Origin of the sequence: Streptomyces griseoflavus (assembly GCF_014649995.1) — a bacterium.
Classification (GTDB): domain Bacteria; phylum Actinomycetota; class Actinomycetes; order Streptomycetales; family Streptomycetaceae; genus Streptomyces; species Streptomyces griseoflavus.
This window is the reverse complement of the sequence record NZ_BMUC01000020.1, coordinates 18,170-33,756: the sequence shown is the minus strand read 5'-3', so window position 1 is coordinate 33,756 and position 15,587 is coordinate 18,170. Positions and strand designations below refer to the sequence as shown.

Below are 15,587 nucleotides of genomic sequence, written 5' to 3'. Positions count from 1 at the left end.
GATTAATCGGACATGAACAATGACGAGCGGGCTTGGTGCGGCCTCTACTGTCGGTGGAGGGACGGCTGATCGCCGCACCAAGATGACCTTCCAGCTCAAAAACTTGCCCGAGTAGCGTACGTATTAAGGTCGGCAGTTGGCTTACCAGTGGTGCCAAATTTGTGGGGGAGCGCTGTCCCTGGCGGTGCTGTGGTCATCTCCCGCGCTGAAGAACAGGGCCCAAGTCACGACGGTGTCACCGGCACGCTGTGTGCCCAACTCGATCTCGAAACCTTCACAAAAGACGTCTCCACCGTAGCTGAACCTGACGCCCCTATCGTGCTTATCCGCATGCGTTTCCATTTCCCGGGCAAGTTCTGACGGCACGCGGCCGATCAGGCGAATCCCCTCACAGGTGACTTGAGGGCCTCTCCGCCCGTCGATGAGTACGTACGCCAGGACGCGGTTCCTGTCGAAGTAACACTTTACAGCCGCCTGCGCCCAGAGCCCGTCCGGCTTCCTGAATTCGACAACGTGCCAGCCGGCGTCAGTCGCTTCTGACACATTGGCGAAGCCGTGTTCGGTCATGGCGGCGACGACATCATTGCAATCCATCTCAAAGCGAAGCGGTCCAAGGGTCTGTCCCGGGACGTAGTCCCACTGGTCTCGCTCCGCATCCGAAAGTACCGTCCAAAAGTTTGCGTCCATCACACAATGATCACCCATCGGGCCCACCTGCCCTACCGCAGGGGCACTGCGGTAGGGCAGGAGCGGGCATCGCAGGGCAACGTGGCGCTCCAACGCGGATGCCGGGCGGCCAGGGCGCGGCCGCGGGAACGGTGAGGGTTAGCCGACCCGGTGTTCCGGGCGCAGGGTGAGGCCACGGTTCAGGAACTGCGCGGTGTCGTCCGGCCCGAGCCCGAGAGTGCGGGCAACGGCGGTGCCTTCGTCGTCGCGGACAAAGGCGAGCAGGATCTTGCGGCTGGCGGGGTCGGCCATAGCCCGGCGGGCGGCTTCGACGGTGTGGGTGACGCAGCCGGTGGTGCCGTCTTCGACGACGTCCCGGCGCGTGGTGTCGTCCCAAACATTCAGCTGGAGGCTGGCGCCCTCGGTGGAGCAGCCCTCCTTGAAGTCCGCACCGAGGACGCACCGCCCTAGCAGTGCGGCGTGGGCGTGACGCTGGAAGTGGATGGCGGTGCCCAGGAGCCGGTCGACCTCCTTCGCCGTGTTCTCGCGGGCGTTCTCGGGGCTGACGAGCGAGGTCTTCGAGTCGTGGGGCTGCATCCGGACCTTCAGCGCGGCCAGGCTGCGGGCCGGATCGTCGGCGATGCTGAGCAGGCCCACCAGGTTCACGCCGCCGCGCTGGCGGGGCGGGGGCAGTTCGTCGGGTAGCTGTCCAGCGGTTCCAGCGGTTCGTGCAGGTCGGTCAAGGTTCCTCCCGTGCCGGGTGCCAACGCCCCGATTCCCCGAGGCTCGCGGGTGAAGTCACAGATCGGCCAACCCCTGGCCGGTTGCCATCCCTCACCCGTCACGGCCCGCTCCCCTGCTGTGGTCGGGCCGGTTCGTGTAGTGCTGCTGCTGGTCGGCGGGCTTGGCCACATCGGCCGGCTGCTCGGTCTTCGGCCGGGCCTCGAAAGCGCGGCGGCGGTCACTGGCTCTGCGGGTGAAGGCGGCGAGCCGTTCCAGGTTCTCCGGTAAGCGCCACGCCCCATTCGCCAACGTCGTTCGTTCGTGGAAGTCGACCGGGCCACCGTGGGCCCCGAACGCCTCGCCGCCAAGCTGACTTCGTACGAGCGCCTCTACAGTTACGTGCCGGTGACGGATGAGCCACCTGCGGGCCACCACCCGCCCCTTCCCAGGCTTTCCCACAAGGACCCGGGCTTCCTCGCCACATCACCACCCATCTCCATGCCAACCGCGCGGCGAGGCACTTGCCCATACCGGCGGCGCGCCGCCCTGTCGGAGGGGCGGCGCGCCGTGGCGGTGTGGGCCGGGCTGTGGCTGCAGCTCGGGTCGAGGTGGTTAACGGCGGTTGCCGCGGTTGCGGTCGTGACCCCAGGACTCGCGGTCGATGAAACGGCCGCGGTCGTTGCGCAGGGTGGCGGTGTCGGAGTGGTTGTCCCACACGTAGTGGCGGCGGTCCTGGTAGAGGTCGGTGCGGGTGTCGCGTCCCTGGCCGGTGTGGATGCGGACGGTGGCCCGGCCACGCAGGCGGTAGTCGTCGAAGGTGTAGGTGCGGCCGTCCTCGTCGCGCAGGGTCCAGCCGTCCAGGTTCACCGCGCGGCGGGTGTTGTTGGTGATCTCCACCCACTCGCGGTTCAGGGAGCGGTTGGAGCGGTCGTCGCGGCCCGGGGAGTCGTACTGCACGTCAGAGATCTGCACGTCGGGCCGGTGCGGGCGGTGCTCGGCCGCCGACGCGGGCACGGTCAGGATCGCGGCTAGAGCGCCGGCGCTGAGAACGGCGGCGGTCAGGCGGCGGGCGGTGATGGGCTTCGACACAGGTTCCCCCTGCAAGGTGCGGGCACTCCCTGGGACACGTGCGGCGTCAAGACCGCAGGTCCGGGGTGTGCCTGGTGCGAATGGCGGCCGGCCGGCCGCCCACGCACACCCTGCCCACCCCGCATCCGGTATGTGGACGAGACGTGAAGCCTGTTACGAATCGCCCACATCACGGTGACTGTCATCTGCAATGTCCATTTACACACCCAATGCGCCAGGTTGACGTCCCGTCTAGACCGGACACCCCTCCGGCGCTTGGCTGTGGGCCCGCGAACGCCCCGGCGCGCCACCCCAGGTCACACGGGGCCGTCACCCGAAAGTGGGTAACAGGCCCCCGGCACCATCACCGTCTGCCGGACGTGTAAGCGCAGCGGTACGAGCGGCCTACGGCCTTCATCTGAGCCTTCGGCCTGGTTACCGACCGTCGCCCTCGCACCGGGCGACGGGTCCCGCTCCTTGCCTGGGAGCGGCTCAACACCCTGAGAAGGGGTGCCTCCGTAGAGGCTGGTGTCGAGTCCTCAGAAGGCGAAGCCGATGCGCCGGGATGTGTGGATCGCGGGCGTGTTGATGTTGGTGAGTTCCAGCCAGAGGTGACTGGCACTCCGCTTGCGGACGAACTTCCCCGGCAGTCCCATCAGCGCGGCCCACTCTTCGTCCCCGGTGCGGTGGGACGACTGCGATGTTCTCGATGGTCAGTCGGCGGTTCCGGCCGGAGTGTGAGACGGCGACGTACCCGGCCGGGTCATCGGCGGCACCGTGGGCGACGAAGACGCGGGAATCCGCGTCGTCCTCGTCATCGCCGTCCGGGGTGTCCTCAGGGAGCACCTGGGTCAAGGGCGGTTCCACCGGAATCTCCTGCGGCACCGTCCTGGGGCGTGGGTGCCTCGGTGGCGATGCGATATGGGTGAGCCGTGTCGCCCACAGTGGTCATGACACGGCGCTACGACCACTCTGACCACGGCAGGACGGGTTTCGGTCGGACCTGCCCGCACCTCGGCCCCAGGTCGCCGGGCACCTCGGATCCCTCCGCGCGTGCGGCGGCTTGTTGCGGCGCCGGGCAGGACGCCGTGTGAAAAGACCTGTGCCCAAACGCCCTCGGCAGCCCAGGACCTTGCGCCCGGCCAACTTCTCGTAGCACAGGCATCCCTGCAGAAAGTCGTCGATGCTGCTCCCGCACCAGGCTCCCCCCTCCCCCCGGCTTCAGCCCGAGGCGGATTCTTGCCCGGACAGCGAGAGTGATGCCACGGCTGCCCCCGGTTCACCGGCGGGCGTGGCACCTCCGTAGCGCGGCTTGAGACGGTGGCCTGTACTGCCTCCTCTACTCGGGTGAACCCGGGCGGCATCCGGCCGGTCGGCCGCCCGGGGCCGCTATCTCTTGAACGTGATCAAAACTCTGATGCGCTCCCTGGCGGTCTCCGCCCTGGCCCTGCTCCCCCTGACCACTGCTGCCTCGGCCGCCGGCAAGCCCGGCGCGGCACGCGCTGCCATCGACTGCCCGTCCGGCTACGTGTGCATCTACCCCGAGATCAACTTCGGTGGGCAGCCCTGGGTGCGACGGGCCTCGGGCGGCAGCGTGAAGGATCTGCCCTCCGCGATCCGTGACCGCGGCAGCTCGGTCCGCAACAACTCCGACCGCACCGCCCGCGTCTACGAGAAGCGCAACCAAGCCGGCCGGTGGGTGTGTGTGACTCGCAGCGGTGGCTCTATCCACGACCTGCGTGGCTACAACCTCAACGACCAGACCCGCTCGCTGAAGATCAACCGCAACGACTGCGGATAGCTGCCCCGGCACGATCCCGTCCCGGCGCCGCCGACAGGACACGAGAAGGTTCCCAGCCCTACTGAGAAGCCAGCTCAACGGTGGTGCCGGCCTGCCGGTACAGGTGGGCCAGAGCCTCATCGTCCACGGGGTAAGGGCGTACGCGCGGCAGGAGTTGCCGGGCGACGTCCAGTTCTCCCTCTCGCACGTGGGCGTGGACCGTGCGGGCCAGCGGCGTGACATCGGTGATGGAGACGATCCACTCGTCAGCGTAGAGATGTGCGGCTTCGCCGGAGAGGCCGAGCTGCAGCGATCGGTGGCGAAGCGGTTGGAGGCGGAGGTGACGTTCGGGGTCCCACTGCACCCGGGTGGGAGCTTGCCTCAACTGGCGCTTCCACGTGGCACGATCGGTGTGGAGTCCGTACTCGTAGTGGGACAGGCAGGCGTGCCGCAGTGCCCACTCGAAACCCTCCCGGGTGATCTCGATGGCGAGGACGCTCTCCTGGCCTTCCTTGCTGCCCCATCCGCAGCGGCCACAGGAACGACGGCTTGATCCACGTCATCCGGTCCCGCTTCCACTCCGCCGGGAAACGGCCGTCCCGGGCCGCCACCAGACCGATCGCCGGCGAGTACGCCTGGTAGATGGTGATCGTGTACAGGGCTCGGATCTGGTACTTGGGTTCTGTCACTGGATCAGGGTGATCACACGTCGTTACGCGCGCCATCGAATTACCCCGGCGCGAGGCCACCGAGTCCGCAGTGGCGTACGAGGGTGCAGGCGATGCTCATGAAGGCAAGGAAACCGAGTCGATCGCCCACCTCGACCAGTCCGAAGCGCTGCGGCAGCCGAGTTCCTCGAGGACCAGACGGTGCCAGGACGACAGGCTGCGGCAGGTCAGCACGCACGCCTCGCTGTACCCGGTCCGGGTGACGCTGGCCGCAGGGGAGAACTCCAGCGGGCGTCGGGGCGTAAAACTGGTCATGAGGCCGATCAACGACGGGCATGTGGCGGAGCCGGGACTTGCGGTGGTGGAGATCGCGGCCGCCGATGACGAGACCGCGTTCGCGGTCCAGGAACTGCTCGCCACGCGGTGGGCGATCGCGCCGGCGGACCGCGCAACCCACGAGCCCGGCGAGCCAGGTGTACAGCTGCGCTGCTTCCTGGACCTGCTGCAACGGCCCGACTCGTAGACGTAGTGCAAGGTATTGCCATCAGGGACAACTCCAGCTCGACCTGTTCGGTGGAGCAATCACAGTCAGGAGACGCCACACGCCCGTATGACTACAACACTCGTATGGGTGCGTGTTCGACGAGCCGCTGATCAAGTTCCGCCGGCCGCTATCAACGGTGCATGCGGACCGCCGTGCTGTGTGCTCTGGCCGCGGCGTCCCTCGCCGTCGCCTCTGCCGCTGTCTCCACGTCTGCCCACGCGGCCGAAACGTTTCCTGTCGCCGAAGCCGTCGCCCGCCTGCCGCTCGGCACCGAGTCCCGTGATGGCTATGACCGCGATGCCTTCCCCACTGGAACGCCGGCGACAACCCGGCCGACAGCTGCTCCACCCGCAATGAAGTCCTGATCGCCGAAGCCGTCGAGCCCCCAACCGTCGGGTCCCAATGCCGGCTGTCGGCCGGGCGCTGGTGGTCCTACTACGACCAGATGTGGGTGACGTCCGCCTCCGACCTGGATATCGACCACATGGTGCCCCTGGCCGAGAGCTGGGACAGCGGAGCCTCGGCGTGGACGGCGCAGCGGCGTGAAGCGTATGCCAACGACCAGGGTGCGGCGACGTCTTTGGTGGCTGTGACGGCACGGTCGAACCGGTCCAAGGCCGATCAGGACCCGGCGCAGTGGATGCCGCCGGCTGCTGAGGTGCATTGCCGGTACATCGCCGAGTGGGTGGGCACGAAGCTGCGCTGGGGTCTGACAGCGGATGAGGCGGAGGTGGCGGCGCTGGAGGATACGGCGAGGGGCTGCCCGGACCAGCAGGTGGCCTACGAGCCCGCTGTGTAACACGCTCTCCCGCGGCGAGCGGGTGCTGGTTCAGGGCGGGGTTGGCCGCCGGGAATCTGCCCGGCGGCCGGCCCTTCTCCGTTAGTCGTGCAGGTCAGCCGTGGTAGGAGATGTAGCCGTTGCCGTCGCGGTCGTTGGCCCTCTTGGTGTAGGAGTGGACGTCGGCCCGGGCGCCGCCCGGCTTGTGGAAGTAGATGGTGTCCTTGTCGTTGTTCCACAGGAAGTTGCAGTTCTGCCGGTAGACGACGTTCTTGGTGTCGGAGTCGGTGCCGCGGCCGCCGCGCAGCTTGACGTAGTCGCCGGGCTCCAGGGTGTGGCTCTTGGTGAAAGTGAACTTGTTGCCGGCGGCGTCCTTGACGACGTAGCCCTTGAGGTTGACCTTGGCGGTCTTCGAGTAGTTCTTGATCGTCAGGTACTCGGCCGCGGTGTTCCCGCCGGAGCACTTGTTGGAGTCCCGGCCCGGGGCGTCGTACTGGACACCCTTGATCTTCAGTGCCGAGGAGTATTCGGCGGCCTGCGCCGGAACGGCGGCGAGGCTGAGCACGCCGGCGGCGGCCACGGCCGCGGCGGGCAGGGTACGGCTGATACGCATGCGGGTTCCCCCCAGATGGTGCCTATGAAGCATCGGGGAGCATACCGAACCCGTGACCACGGCATGGTCAAATGATGAAGTATTTGTGAAGACGGGACAGTGCGGGCTGGTCGTTGAGGGGAACGGGGCCTGGGGCAGAACCAGGTGCGGCTGAGCTGAGGGTCCGTCCAGTGGACAGACTTCCCTTCGCGGGAGCACCGGGTATGTGCTGGGCTCCCCGATGGAGCTTGTCGCGGTCCGCCGGACACTCAACCGTTCCCTCAGCCCAGTTGAAGCGGGCCGCTGGCAGCCATGCCGTCGCAGAGGCGACCGCCCTGTATGCACTGGTCTGACGGTAGACAGCAGGACCTGTCCAACTGTCCAGGGTGGCCGACGGGCTATGGGGCCGGCTCGTAGGTCACGGTCTGTTCGGGGCAGCCGGCCGCCGCCTCATTCAGGGCGGATACTTCGGTTTCGTCGGCCGTAAGGATCCAGCGGAGTTTCGTTGCCACCCACTCCGCGACGTACCGGCAGTGCACCTCGGCAGCCGGGGGCAGCCACTCGGCGGGGTCCTGGTCCGACTTGGAGCGGTTCGAGCGGGCGGTGACCGCGACCAGGCTGACGGCGGCGCCCTGGTCGTTGGCGTACGCCTCACGCCGCTGCGCCGTCCACGCCGACGCCCCGCTGTCCCAACTCTCAGCGAGGGGCACCATGTGGTCGATGTCCAGGCCGGAGGCGGATGTCACCCACATCTGGTCGTAGTACGACCACCAACGCCCGCCCGACAGCCGGCACCGGGGCCCGACCTCAGGAAGTTCCACAGCCTCGGCGAGCAGAACCTCTCCGCGGGTGTTGCACCCGTCGTCGAGGTTGTCTCCGCTGTTCCAGTGGCGGAATGCGTCCCGGTCGTAGCCGTCACGGGACTCGGCCTTCACCGGCAGACGATCGACGGCCTCGGCCAGCGGCAGCGTCTCCACCGCATGAGCAGGCGCAGGGACGGTGAGGGGCACGAGGGCAAGGGAAGCGGCGGCCAGGCCGCGCAGCACAGCAGTGAGCATGGGCCGTTGATAGCGGCCCTCCAGGGGGCGCTATCAGACGTTCTCCGAGTGCGCCGCCCATATGGGCGCAATGGTCGTACCGGCAACCGGACGGTACGACCTTCTCGCAGGCTTCACCTGGAACACGCTCAACTCCCGACGCAGTCACTCGGCTGGTCGTCGCGGTCGGCCAGCCGGTACCCGGCAACCGCAACGAACGGGCCCGGCGCCGACACGTCGGGCAACCTACGGCCGGGCGTCCATGCCGCGCGGGTGAGGAGTCGGGCCGCGACGCATCGGGGTGCCACGTGGCCGGCCGGGGCCGAGTCGGCCAAGGTCTGACGATTTCCGGCGGGCGCGCGGTCCGCGGGCGCCGCGCCGGACCGGCCCGTGAACGTCGCGGCTGCGGCTACTCCTTGTCCTTGATGGTGTCATAGATGACGATCTGCGGTTCCGGGTCGTCCGGGCTGGTGGCTGCTTCGATCTTGTCGATGGCCGGGGCGACGGCATCGTAGACACGGCGGGAGGCGGCGGTGTTGTCCTTCTCGCCGTTCCACTTCGAGGGGTGGGCGTTGAAGTCCAGCTCCTTGAGGTAGGAGACGAGGTCGGTGCCGGTCATGGTCACCTGCACCAGCCCGCGGCCCGAGCGAGGGCCGGAAGCGATCTCTGACACCTTGGCCTTGATTTCGTTGGCGCCCTTCGGCGGCTTGGTCTCCTCCCACAAACCTTTCGGGCACACGAGGGTCACCCGCGCCAGGCCCGCGGCCTTGCTCAGCCGCTCGTCATGCCCGGCAGGGGACTGGGTGCAGCCGGTCAGCATCAGGACGGCAACCATCGCCCCGGCCCCGGCCAGGCGCTGTACAGGAGAAGTCAGTGGCAGTTTCACCCCGACATCCATGAGCTGCACCAGGGGCCGATATGCGCGCTGCGCAGACTTCGGCCGAAAATGCCGCCGCTCGACCGGGAATGGCCCACCGCTCCTGCACTGTCCCGGGTCAGCGGGGCACGCAGTACGGGCACAGCGAGCCGGGTCAGAGGTCTTGGACGGCGCGCAGGGCGGCGTCGACGCGGGCCATGGCTGCGGAGTCGACGGGGCCGAGGAGTTTGGCGCCGTCGAAGCGTTCGGTGCGCAGCTGGACGATGTTGACGGCGACGGCTGTGCAGGGGAGCGGGTCGCCGATGACGACGGACATGGCGGTGTCGGGGTAGCGGCCGCTGTCGTGGAGGACGATGGCCAGGACGGCGCCGTATGCCTCTTCGAGTCCGGTCAGGCTGATGATCAGGACGTTGCGGCCGTCGGGGAGTGTCCAGATGTCTCCGCGGTTCACAGGGTGTCGCCCTCACCCGCGAGGGTGTCGGCGAGGCCGAGGGCGGCGAGCTGCTTGGCGGCGTCGAGGGTCGCGGCACGGCGGGCGGCGCGGACGACGTAGGCGTTCACGCTCAGTCCGGCCTCACCGGCGGCGGCCCGGATCGCGGGGGCGAGATCGTCAGGGACGCGGAGGGTCATCGTGGTGACAGACATGGTGGCAGCGTAGCAACCGGAATGTGGTGGCGCATAGTGCCAGCGGAGAGCGGTGGCCGGATATGCTGGCGGTGAGTCCTCTTCGTGAGGGTCTTTGGTTGGCCGGCGCCCTTGCCACCCGCATTGCGGATTGGGCACCGGCCGCTCGATGAGCGCAGTTCGAGGGAGCGCGAGACAGTGCCCGGGTTCAGTGCGGGCACTGTGGTGTCGGCGCGGTCAGCGGCGGACTTGGATGCAGGGGTTACCGGACGACTTCTTCGCCGTGGCGCACAGCCACGTCCCGTGCGGGAACTTCCGGTTGATCTTCCATGAGGCCATGGCGGAGCGCGTCATCCCGGCCTTGTGGAAGCGCTCTTTCTTCCAGCGGGTGACGTTCGACTGGGTGGCCGCCGAGCCGATGTGCGGGTAGACGCGGAACGCCTCCAAGGTGCGTTGCCTGCTGCTCGTGACGTGGATCGTCTCGACGTGCAGTCCACGGCCCCTGACGGAGATCGTCACCTCCCCCTTGGTGCGGTCCGCGCTCATCGGGACCGACGCCGACGTAGAAGGGGCCAGGACCACCAGGGCAGCCGCCGCAGAGACAGCCGACTTGATCACAGAGAGCCGCATGAACGGCTAATCCGCAGACTGATCAGGTGGGCACGGACCCAGCCCCTTGATCACTCCTGGGAGGGATCAGACCTGGCCTGCTCCCGCTTCTTCACCTCGCGGAGGCGGTCGAACAGCTCCGTCCAGGCCCGGCCGGCGGCTGCCTTCCGCTGGGCCCGGTCCGGCCGGCTGACACGCGGCTTCTTCGCCTTCTTCTTGCCCTTCGGGCCGCCGTGGTCACCGCTGGTCAGTTGAACCCGCTTGGCCGAGCCGTCACGCCGCTGCCGGTTTCCACTGGTCATGGCTTGGACCGTACGCCGTGCCCGATCCGCGCGGAAGTGGACGGTCCGACCACCGGCCTGCCCTCGATCTGCAATCGAACACACGACTGATAAACCCTCGCGGCTCCAGATGCTGCACTTCGCGCGCCGGGTGGTGGTTCAGCAGGCGAGGCGGCTCTCACTCAGATCGATCAGTGGATCGCCGACGAGGAACGGCGGGAGATCGAACGGCGCCGGGGCGAGCAGGCACGGCCGGCGCCTCCGGACTGGCTGATCCAGTACGGGCTGAATTGGACGAACGTGGACGCCGTGCACTTCGGAGACTGCTGGGCGGCTGCCGAGAGCGGCCGGTGCCGTCCAGCGTCCCGCGAGCAGGTCCTCAATGCTCTGCGCCAGCAGGTGCCGCCCTGCATGCACTGCCGCCCAGACACGGCCCTGGGCATCCTCGACTGACCACAGCCCCGGCCTTGCAGGTTGCCTGCCGGGTGACGGCCCTCTTCCGGACCGGCCCGGCGGTGCGCGGCGTGGAAGGCATGCGGGTATGACCTGGTCACTGCCTCAGCCGATGCTCACCGTGCCCGTCGACAGCCCTGCTCTGCCCGCCGGGTACGTGGCAGAGCCGAAGTGGGACGGCTTCCGCGTGCAGCTCGCCGTGCACAGCGGTGGGCGGGTGCTGCTGCGCTCACGGCAGGGCACCGACATGACGGGCTTTCTTTCTGAACTTTGTTCTGTTGCTGCATCTGTCACCAGCTGTGAAGAAGAGCAGGTCAGCAGGGAGGTGGAAGTGGTAGAGCTGGCAACAGGCCAGAGAGGTGGCCTGCGCTGCTGAGATTGAGTGGGACAGGTGGGGGGCGGCGTCCCGCTCAACCACAGACAGCGTGATGTTCAGCCGCGGAGCCAAGACAGCAGGCGCCAGGAGGCAGGTTGCAATGTTCTGGTTGCCCTGGTCGGGGGAGCCAGCTTGACCCTCCTGGCTTGTCGGACGAGTCGGTACTCGTCAGCTTCGCGGATGAGTTCCTGAGAGCGGATCTGGTGCAAGTCGAAGTGCATGCCGCTCGCTCCTACTGCTGGAGCTCCATGACGTCGGCGACTACGCAGCTGACGTTGTCGGGGCCGCGGGAGGCGTTGGCGAGGGCGATGAGTTCGCGGACGGCCTGCTCGGGCTCATTGATCTCGGAGAGTACTCGGCGAATCTCTTGGGTCGGCACGACAGTCGACAGGCCGTCGGAGCACAGCAGATATCGGTCTTCCCCTTGGGCGTCGTGGAGGCGCATGTCGGGGTTGGTGTCGGCTCCTGGGCCCAGGGCCCGCACCAAGAGCGACCGTTGGGGGTGGGAGGCGGCTTCTTCCGGGCTGAGGCGTCCTTCGTCGACCATCGACTGGACCATGGTGTGGTCGTGGGTGATCTGGAACAGCTCTCCGCCGCGCAGTAGGTAGACGCGGGAGTCGCCGATGTGGACGAGGGCCAGCTGTGATCCGGTCCAGAGCATCGCGGTGAGTGTCGTGCCGGTGCCTTCGGATGCAGAGCCGGTCCCGGCGACGTCGTACACGGCCTGCTTGGCCTGTTCGATGACGTCTTCGAGGACGTTGAGGAGGTTGCCGGCTGGGATGCTGTCGGTTTCGAGGTGCTTGAACGCGTCGATGGCGGCTGCGCTGGCAGGGGCTCCTTGGCTTCCGCAGCCGTCGGCGACAGCGAGGAGCCGGGATCCCGCGTACGCGGTGTCCTGGTTGCTCTCGCGGACGAGACCCTTGTCGGAAAGAGCGGCGTAACGGATTCCGAGGGACTTGGCGGTCGGGGACATGGCGGGGTCCTTCCGTGACAGGTGGTCGATGAGGAAGGTGGCCAGGTCCCGCCGTGCGGCAGTGTCGGCCTCGACCTGGGCCCAGAACGCGCGGACCTCTTGTCCCGCCGGGCCCGCATCCAGCGCGCAGACATGCTGAATGCGGGCCAGTGGCATGCCCAAGCGCCGGAGCCAGGCGACCAGGCGGGCTTGGTCCAACTGGTCAGGTGCGTAAAGGCGGTAGCCGGTCACCGGGTCGACGCGTGCAGGGGTCAGCAGGCCGAGCTCGTCGTAAAGACGCAGCGCCTTCGGCGACAGGCGGGACGCCTTCGCGAACGCCCCGATGGTCAGCAACCCCATGCTCGCTCCTCCTCATGCCGAGCGCATCACCCGGCCCCACTGATGCTGTGGCCTCCCCCAAGGTGAAGGTCAACCACAGGTCGTGCTGGGCCCGCCCGATCGTCTCCCATAGACGTGTACAACGCGATCGGCCACGAACTGGCCCGATCGGGAGGTCCGGTCTGCTCTGCCGAGCGCCTATGGGGAAGCCTCTGGCCCGGGCAGGGGGGACCACGGAGGCGCCTGTGGTTTCACCGGGCAAATTTGGCCCCACTCCGCCGAGTTGTTTTGGCCCCACTTTTGAGCCGCGTGGGGGAGCGGTGCGGGAGGGGCGCGGGAAGAACGGATTGTTCTGGCCCCACCCTCGATCGGGTGACGTTTCGACGATGTCCTGGAGCGGAGTAAAGCAGGTGCGGGCCGTGGTTCCGTGGCGGCCGGTAGCGTGTGGCCCACGGAGCCCGCCCGGCTGCTTCCCCTGACAGGAATGCGGACGGGCGGGCGCCTTGTTGGTGCCCACCCGTGGGCGGAGGGCTCGCAGGATTGTCAGCAGGGGACCGCTGTCGGTCAGTTCGCCGTTGTGCCCTTAGCTTGGGGTTTATCGCCAATCTCGTCAGCCGGATCGGCCACACGGTAGCGGCCCATGGTCCTGAAAATTAGAACGGCGCCCAGGGGGGTCATGCCATAGAGGGCGGGTAAGAACGGCTGGGTCTTCCCGCCTGGCTGAGCTTGAGTGAGCGCAGCGTCCTGCGGTAGTCCTGCATCTCTGCTGACAGATGCCGGTGTATCGCTGACGATGATCGACCATGCCTGGGTTGCGGTCCGTATAGGCGGACCTCGACTTGACGGTCGGACGGCGTGGAAGGGCACGGCATCGCGTGTCAGCAGGCGCAGGACCCGCTGCGTTTGCGCTTTCGGGATGAGGAGCAGCAGGAGCCCTTGTGCGCGTGAGGTGCCCACGTACAGTACGCGACGGGGCTCACCTTTGGTGTTGTCCTCCCAATGGTCGAGTGCGGTGGGTCCAGAGCTGCTGCGCCGGTTGTTCCGGCTTGGCAAGGCCAAAGCGATCGCTGGGAATTGCCGCCCTTTCACGCCGTGGATCGTGGAGAACGGCAGCGCGGGGCGGACATCTGCCTTGGTCAGGTTTGCCCACGCAGTAGCCGTGGGGGCTCGGAAGATGGAGACGTTGACGGTGAGCTATGCCGGCCAATCCAGGCTGTTCACGCGGGCTCGGACGGCCGCGGCGAACTCCGACGGTGCCATGCTGTCAGGGGTCAGACTCTGAGAGAGACGGAGAGCCGCGTTGCGTAGCCATCGACGGTCTATCGTCGAAGCCGACGAGGAGAGGTATCTCGACTTCTATCGCAAGGTCGCCGTCCATGAGGACATGCTCGTCCCCCTTGCCGAACACCACGACGGTCCGCACAGCTTCTGCAGACAGTATTTGTGTGTTGTCGTATTTTCTTGGCGAGGCCATCAGAGCGAGTGCCCGTTTCGAGGGAACGTGCTCGGGTTCAGGACTGAGAGGAAGCGACCTTGATCCCGAATCCGATCAGGACGACACCCGTGATGCGGTCCATGGTGCGTCGTACGGTCGGCTTCTCGAAGAAGGCACGGGCTTTGGCGAGCACGAGCACGTAGCTGCCGAGCCACATGAGCGTCAGTACCGCGTGGATGAGAACCAGCAGGGCCATCCCGACATGCGGGGAGATGCCGGACGGCGCGAGCGTGGGCAGCAGGCCCGTGTAGAAGACGGCGATTTTGGGATTGAAGACGTTGCTGATCAGTCCTGTGCGCCACGGGTTTCCGACTAGGGCCGGGGCACCCGGTGTCGGGGACGCCGTATGGCTGCGCCTGCTTTGCAGCAGCGTCTGGATGCCCAGGAAGCCGAGGTAGAGGGCACCGGCGAGCTTGACGACCGTGTAGGCCGTGGTGGACGCCGCCAGGACGGCGGCCAAACCCACCACGGTGAGCGCGCCCCATATGAGCAGTCCTGCCGTGATGCCTCCGATCGTGCGCAGGCCGTCCCGCCACCCAGAGGCGATGGCCCGTCTCGTCACCACCGCCATGTCCGGGCCGGGCACCATGGTCAGGACTGCGAGAACGCCGACGGCAGTGAGGAGCTGAAAAAGCATGTCTTCAGTCTCGCATTTGGGTTTCCCCTGCCTCCGAGGGGCCAGCCCTTACGCCGGCCGAACTTCGGAGGCACAGACTTGCTGATGATCAATTTTCGATGGTAAAGAGCGAAGTTCGGTGACGACGCGGGATATGGGACACGCCTGAGCGCGCATCGTGGCTCTCTGGTATGGGTTCGATGACTCGCCGTCTCGCCCGTCGTGCTCTTGGTGCGTATTGTCGCCGCTGCCGCCAGGGCTGTGCTGCTGTCCATCCCCGCCCACGCCACCCCGGCCGGCACCCCGCCCTGCCATCTGGACAGACCATAACCACGCCCGTACGCGAGGCCCTGGCCCGCCTTGCGGTGGCCGACGAGGACCGCACCGGATACCGGCGCACAGCGTTCAAGTACTGTGTCGACGCCGACCACGACGGCTACACCACCGCGCCGAGGCTTTCAAGGCCGGGGCGGCCTTGTCCGGGTACTCAGTGCGGGAGCTGAGGGATTCGCAAGGTGAGTCGGTAGCCGCCCTCCGGTGCACTGCCCGCTTCCAACTCGCCACGGAGGAGTTCAGCGCGTTCTCGCAAGCCGATCAGACCCTGGTGAGCGCCAGGCAGAGGCAGCGACGTACGGGTGGCAGGTGTGTTCGTCACAGTCACGCCGAAGGCAGTGCCGTCGGCCCACAGCCTCACAATCGCCTTGGCACCGGGTGCGTGCTTACGGACATTTGTGAGCGCCTCCTGAACGGTGCGGTACAGGGTGCGTTGGGCCGTTGTGCTGGTACCTGCCGGAAGGTCTTCGCAGCCTTCTGAGCTGAGGCAATCCGCTGAGGTCCAGGACCGCTGACCTCGGCCACCTCGCACCCGGCTTGGTTCTCCAAGGCTCGCTGCCAGCACCACAGGGCGGTTGACCCGACGCGGTGCAGGCGGCCGAGGACATCCGATGCCGCCCTCGGCCAGCGCGGCTCAACGCTGCCGGCCCACCCGAGTACCCGATCGCATCAAGAAGCGGCGATGTCGCCACACGGCATCGCCACCGTGCACTCATCAAGGAAAACCGATGGCTACCCTGCTGTACCGAATCGGACACTTCGCCTTCCGCCGACGA

The 15,587-nt window shown here is 67.4% G+C and carries 17 protein-coding genes and 4 pseudogenes; 5 read left to right on the top strand and 16 right to left on the bottom strand.

Features of this window, described 5'->3' with window-relative positions:
* Window positions 1-141 precede the first annotated feature (141 nt).
* The 5 genes and pseudogenes from IE172_RS30490 to IE172_RS35380 form a co-directional block, all read right to left on the bottom strand.
* Window positions 142-687, bottom strand: coding sequence for a hypothetical protein (locus IE172_RS30490; RefSeq protein ID WP_229886593.1), 546 nt, complete (start codon window positions 685-687; stop codon window positions 142-144).
* A 138-nt stretch (window positions 688-825) separates the two neighbouring features.
* A complete protein-coding gene (locus IE172_RS30485) occupies window positions 826-1,332 on the bottom strand; it encodes a hypothetical protein (RefSeq protein ID WP_190100643.1) in 507 nt (168 codons plus the stop codon).
* Between the two features lie 168 nt (window positions 1,333-1,500).
* Window positions 1,501-1,698: a hypothetical protein gene (locus IE172_RS30480; protein WP_190100564.1), complete on the bottom strand. Its 198-nt coding sequence runs from the start codon at window positions 1,696-1,698 to the stop codon at window positions 1,501-1,503.
* Between the two features lie 303 nt (window positions 1,699-2,001).
* Window positions 2,002-2,478, bottom strand: coding sequence for a lamin tail domain-containing protein (locus IE172_RS30475; RefSeq protein WP_229886591.1), 477 nt, complete (start codon window positions 2,476-2,478; stop codon window positions 2,002-2,004).
* A 696-nt stretch (window positions 2,479-3,174) separates the two neighbouring features.
* Window positions 3,175-3,303, bottom strand: a pseudogene (locus IE172_RS35380) (GNAT family N-acetyltransferase); the annotation flags it as partial.
* Window positions 3,304-3,859: 556 nt separating this feature from the next.
* On the opposite strand from IE172_RS35380, the gene IE172_RS30470 reads away from it, so the two are divergent.
* The gene (locus IE172_RS30470; RefSeq protein ID WP_229886589.1) at window positions 3,860-4,258 is read left to right on the top strand and encodes a peptidase inhibitor family I36 protein; all 399 of its coding nucleotides are present in this window, start codon (window positions 3,860-3,862) and stop codon (window positions 4,256-4,258) included.
* A 58-nt stretch (window positions 4,259-4,316) separates the two neighbouring features.
* Here the strand turns inward: IE172_RS30470 and IE172_RS30465 are convergent.
* Window positions 4,317-4,962, bottom strand: a pseudogene (locus IE172_RS30465) (DUF4291 domain-containing protein).
* A 256-nt stretch (window positions 4,963-5,218) separates the two neighbouring features.
* Between IE172_RS30465 and IE172_RS35530 the strand changes: the two are divergent.
* On the top strand, window positions 5,219-5,428 hold the full coding sequence (locus IE172_RS35530; RefSeq protein WP_190100625.1) for a DUF6207 family protein: 210 nt from the start codon (window positions 5,219-5,221) through the stop codon (window positions 5,426-5,428).
* Between the two features lie 161 nt (window positions 5,429-5,589).
* A pseudogene (locus IE172_RS30455) lies at window positions 5,590-6,248 on the top strand (HNH endonuclease family protein).
* A 94-nt stretch (window positions 6,249-6,342) separates the two neighbouring features.
* Here the strand turns inward: IE172_RS30455 and IE172_RS30450 are convergent.
* The 7 genes from IE172_RS30450 to IE172_RS30420 all read right to left on the bottom strand — a co-directional run bounded on the left by IE172_RS30450 (window position 6,343) and on the right by IE172_RS30420 (window position 10,268).
* On the bottom strand, window positions 6,343-6,840 hold the full coding sequence (locus IE172_RS30450) for a lamin tail domain-containing protein (protein ID WP_190100563.1): 498 nt from the start codon (window positions 6,838-6,840) through the stop codon (window positions 6,343-6,345).
* A 377-nt stretch (window positions 6,841-7,217) separates the two neighbouring features.
* On the bottom strand, window positions 7,218-7,877 hold the full coding sequence (locus IE172_RS30445) for an HNH endonuclease family protein (RefSeq protein WP_190100562.1): 660 nt from the start codon (window positions 7,875-7,877) through the stop codon (window positions 7,218-7,220).
* A gap of 388 nt (window positions 7,878-8,265) precedes the next feature.
* Window positions 8,266-8,763, bottom strand: coding sequence for a hypothetical protein (locus IE172_RS30440; RefSeq protein WP_190100561.1), 498 nt, complete (start codon window positions 8,761-8,763; stop codon window positions 8,266-8,268).
* Window positions 8,764-8,887: 124 nt separating this feature from the next.
* Window positions 8,888-9,184, bottom strand: a complete 297-nt coding sequence (locus IE172_RS30435) for a hypothetical protein (protein WP_190100560.1) — start codon at window positions 9,182-9,184, stop codon at window positions 8,888-8,890.
* Window positions 9,181-9,378: a toxin-antitoxin system HicB family antitoxin gene (locus IE172_RS30430; RefSeq protein ID WP_225610487.1), complete on the bottom strand. Its 198-nt coding sequence runs from the start codon at window positions 9,376-9,378 to the stop codon at window positions 9,181-9,183. The genes IE172_RS30435 and IE172_RS30430 overlap by 4 nt, the downstream gene beginning before the upstream one ends.
* 216 nt (window positions 9,379-9,594) lie before the next feature.
* Window positions 9,595-9,903: a hypothetical protein gene (locus IE172_RS30425; protein ID WP_190100559.1), complete on the bottom strand. Its 309-nt coding sequence runs from the start codon at window positions 9,901-9,903 to the stop codon at window positions 9,595-9,597.
* A gap of 134 nt (window positions 9,904-10,037) precedes the next feature.
* Complete coding sequence (locus IE172_RS30420) at window positions 10,038-10,268, bottom strand: hypothetical protein (protein WP_229886585.1); 231 nt, start codon at window positions 10,266-10,268, stop codon at window positions 10,038-10,040.
* 279 nt (window positions 10,269-10,547) lie between these two features.
* Between IE172_RS30420 and IE172_RS35300 the strand changes: the two genes are divergently transcribed.
* Both IE172_RS35300 and IE172_RS34910 read left to right on the top strand, forming a co-directional pair.
* Window positions 10,548-10,700: a DUF6233 domain-containing protein gene (locus IE172_RS35300; RefSeq protein WP_306432827.1), complete on the top strand. Its 153-nt coding sequence runs from the start codon at window positions 10,548-10,550 to the stop codon at window positions 10,698-10,700.
* 88 nt (window positions 10,701-10,788) lie between these two features.
* Window positions 10,789-11,076: an ATP-dependent DNA ligase gene (locus IE172_RS34910; protein ID WP_229886583.1), complete on the top strand. Its 288-nt coding sequence runs from the start codon at window positions 10,789-10,791 to the stop codon at window positions 11,074-11,076.
* 232 nt (window positions 11,077-11,308) lie between these two features.
* On the opposite strand, the gene IE172_RS30410 is transcribed toward IE172_RS34910, so the two are convergent.
* From IE172_RS30410 to IE172_RS34905, 3 genes and pseudogenes are all read right to left on the bottom strand, one after another.
* Complete coding sequence (locus tag IE172_RS30410) at window positions 11,309-12,388, bottom strand: MerR family transcriptional regulator (RefSeq protein WP_190100558.1); 1,080 nt, start codon at window positions 12,386-12,388, stop codon at window positions 11,309-11,311.
* 1,490 nt (window positions 12,389-13,878) lie between these two features.
* Window positions 13,879-14,499 carry a LysE family translocator gene (locus tag IE172_RS30405; RefSeq protein WP_190100557.1) on the bottom strand — a complete coding sequence of 207 codons (621 nt, stop codon included), beginning with the start codon at window positions 14,497-14,499 and terminating at the stop codon, window positions 13,879-13,881.
* Between the two features lie 466 nt (window positions 14,500-14,965).
* Window positions 14,966-15,256, bottom strand: a pseudogene (locus IE172_RS34905) (ATP-binding protein); the annotation flags it as partial.
* Between the last annotated feature and the right edge of the window lie 331 nt (window positions 15,257-15,587).

Bases quoted from the DNA above. Each gene is read 5' to 3' on its own strand.
- IE172_RS30490 (WP_229886593.1), bottom strand. From the start codon at position 687: ATGGACGCAAACTTTTGGACGGTACTTTCGGATGCGGAGCGAGACCAG.
- IE172_RS35530 (WP_190100625.1), top strand. From the start codon at position 5,219: ATGAGGCCGATCAACGACGGGCATGTGGCGGAGCCGGGACTTGCGGTG.
- IE172_RS30450 (WP_190100563.1), bottom strand. From the start codon at position 6,840: ATGCGTATCAGCCGTACCCTGCCCGCCGCGGCCGTGGCCGCCGCCGGC.
- IE172_RS30445 (WP_190100562.1), bottom strand. From the start codon at position 7,877: ATGCTCACTGCTGTGCTGCGCGGCCTGGCCGCCGCTTCCCTTGCCCTC.
- IE172_RS30430 (WP_225610487.1), bottom strand. From the start codon at position 9,378: ATGTCTGTCACCACGATGACCCTCCGCGTCCCTGACGATCTCGCCCCC.
- IE172_RS30425 (WP_190100559.1), bottom strand. From the start codon at position 9,903: ATGAGCGCGGACCGCACCAAGGGGGAGGTGACGATCTCCGTCAGGGGC.
- IE172_RS30420 (WP_229886585.1), bottom strand. From the start codon at position 10,268: ATGACCAGTGGAAACCGGCAGCGGCGTGACGGCTCGGCCAAGCGGGTT.
- IE172_RS34910 (WP_229886583.1), top strand. From the start codon at position 10,789: ATGACCTGGTCACTGCCTCAGCCGATGCTCACCGTGCCCGTCGACAGC.
- IE172_RS30410 (WP_190100558.1), bottom strand. From the start codon at position 12,388: ATGGGGTTGCTGACCATCGGGGCGTTCGCGAAGGCGTCCCGCCTGTCG.
- IE172_RS30405 (WP_190100557.1), bottom strand. From the start codon at position 14,499: ATGCTTTTTCAGCTCCTCACTGCCGTCGGCGTTCTCGCAGTCCTGACC.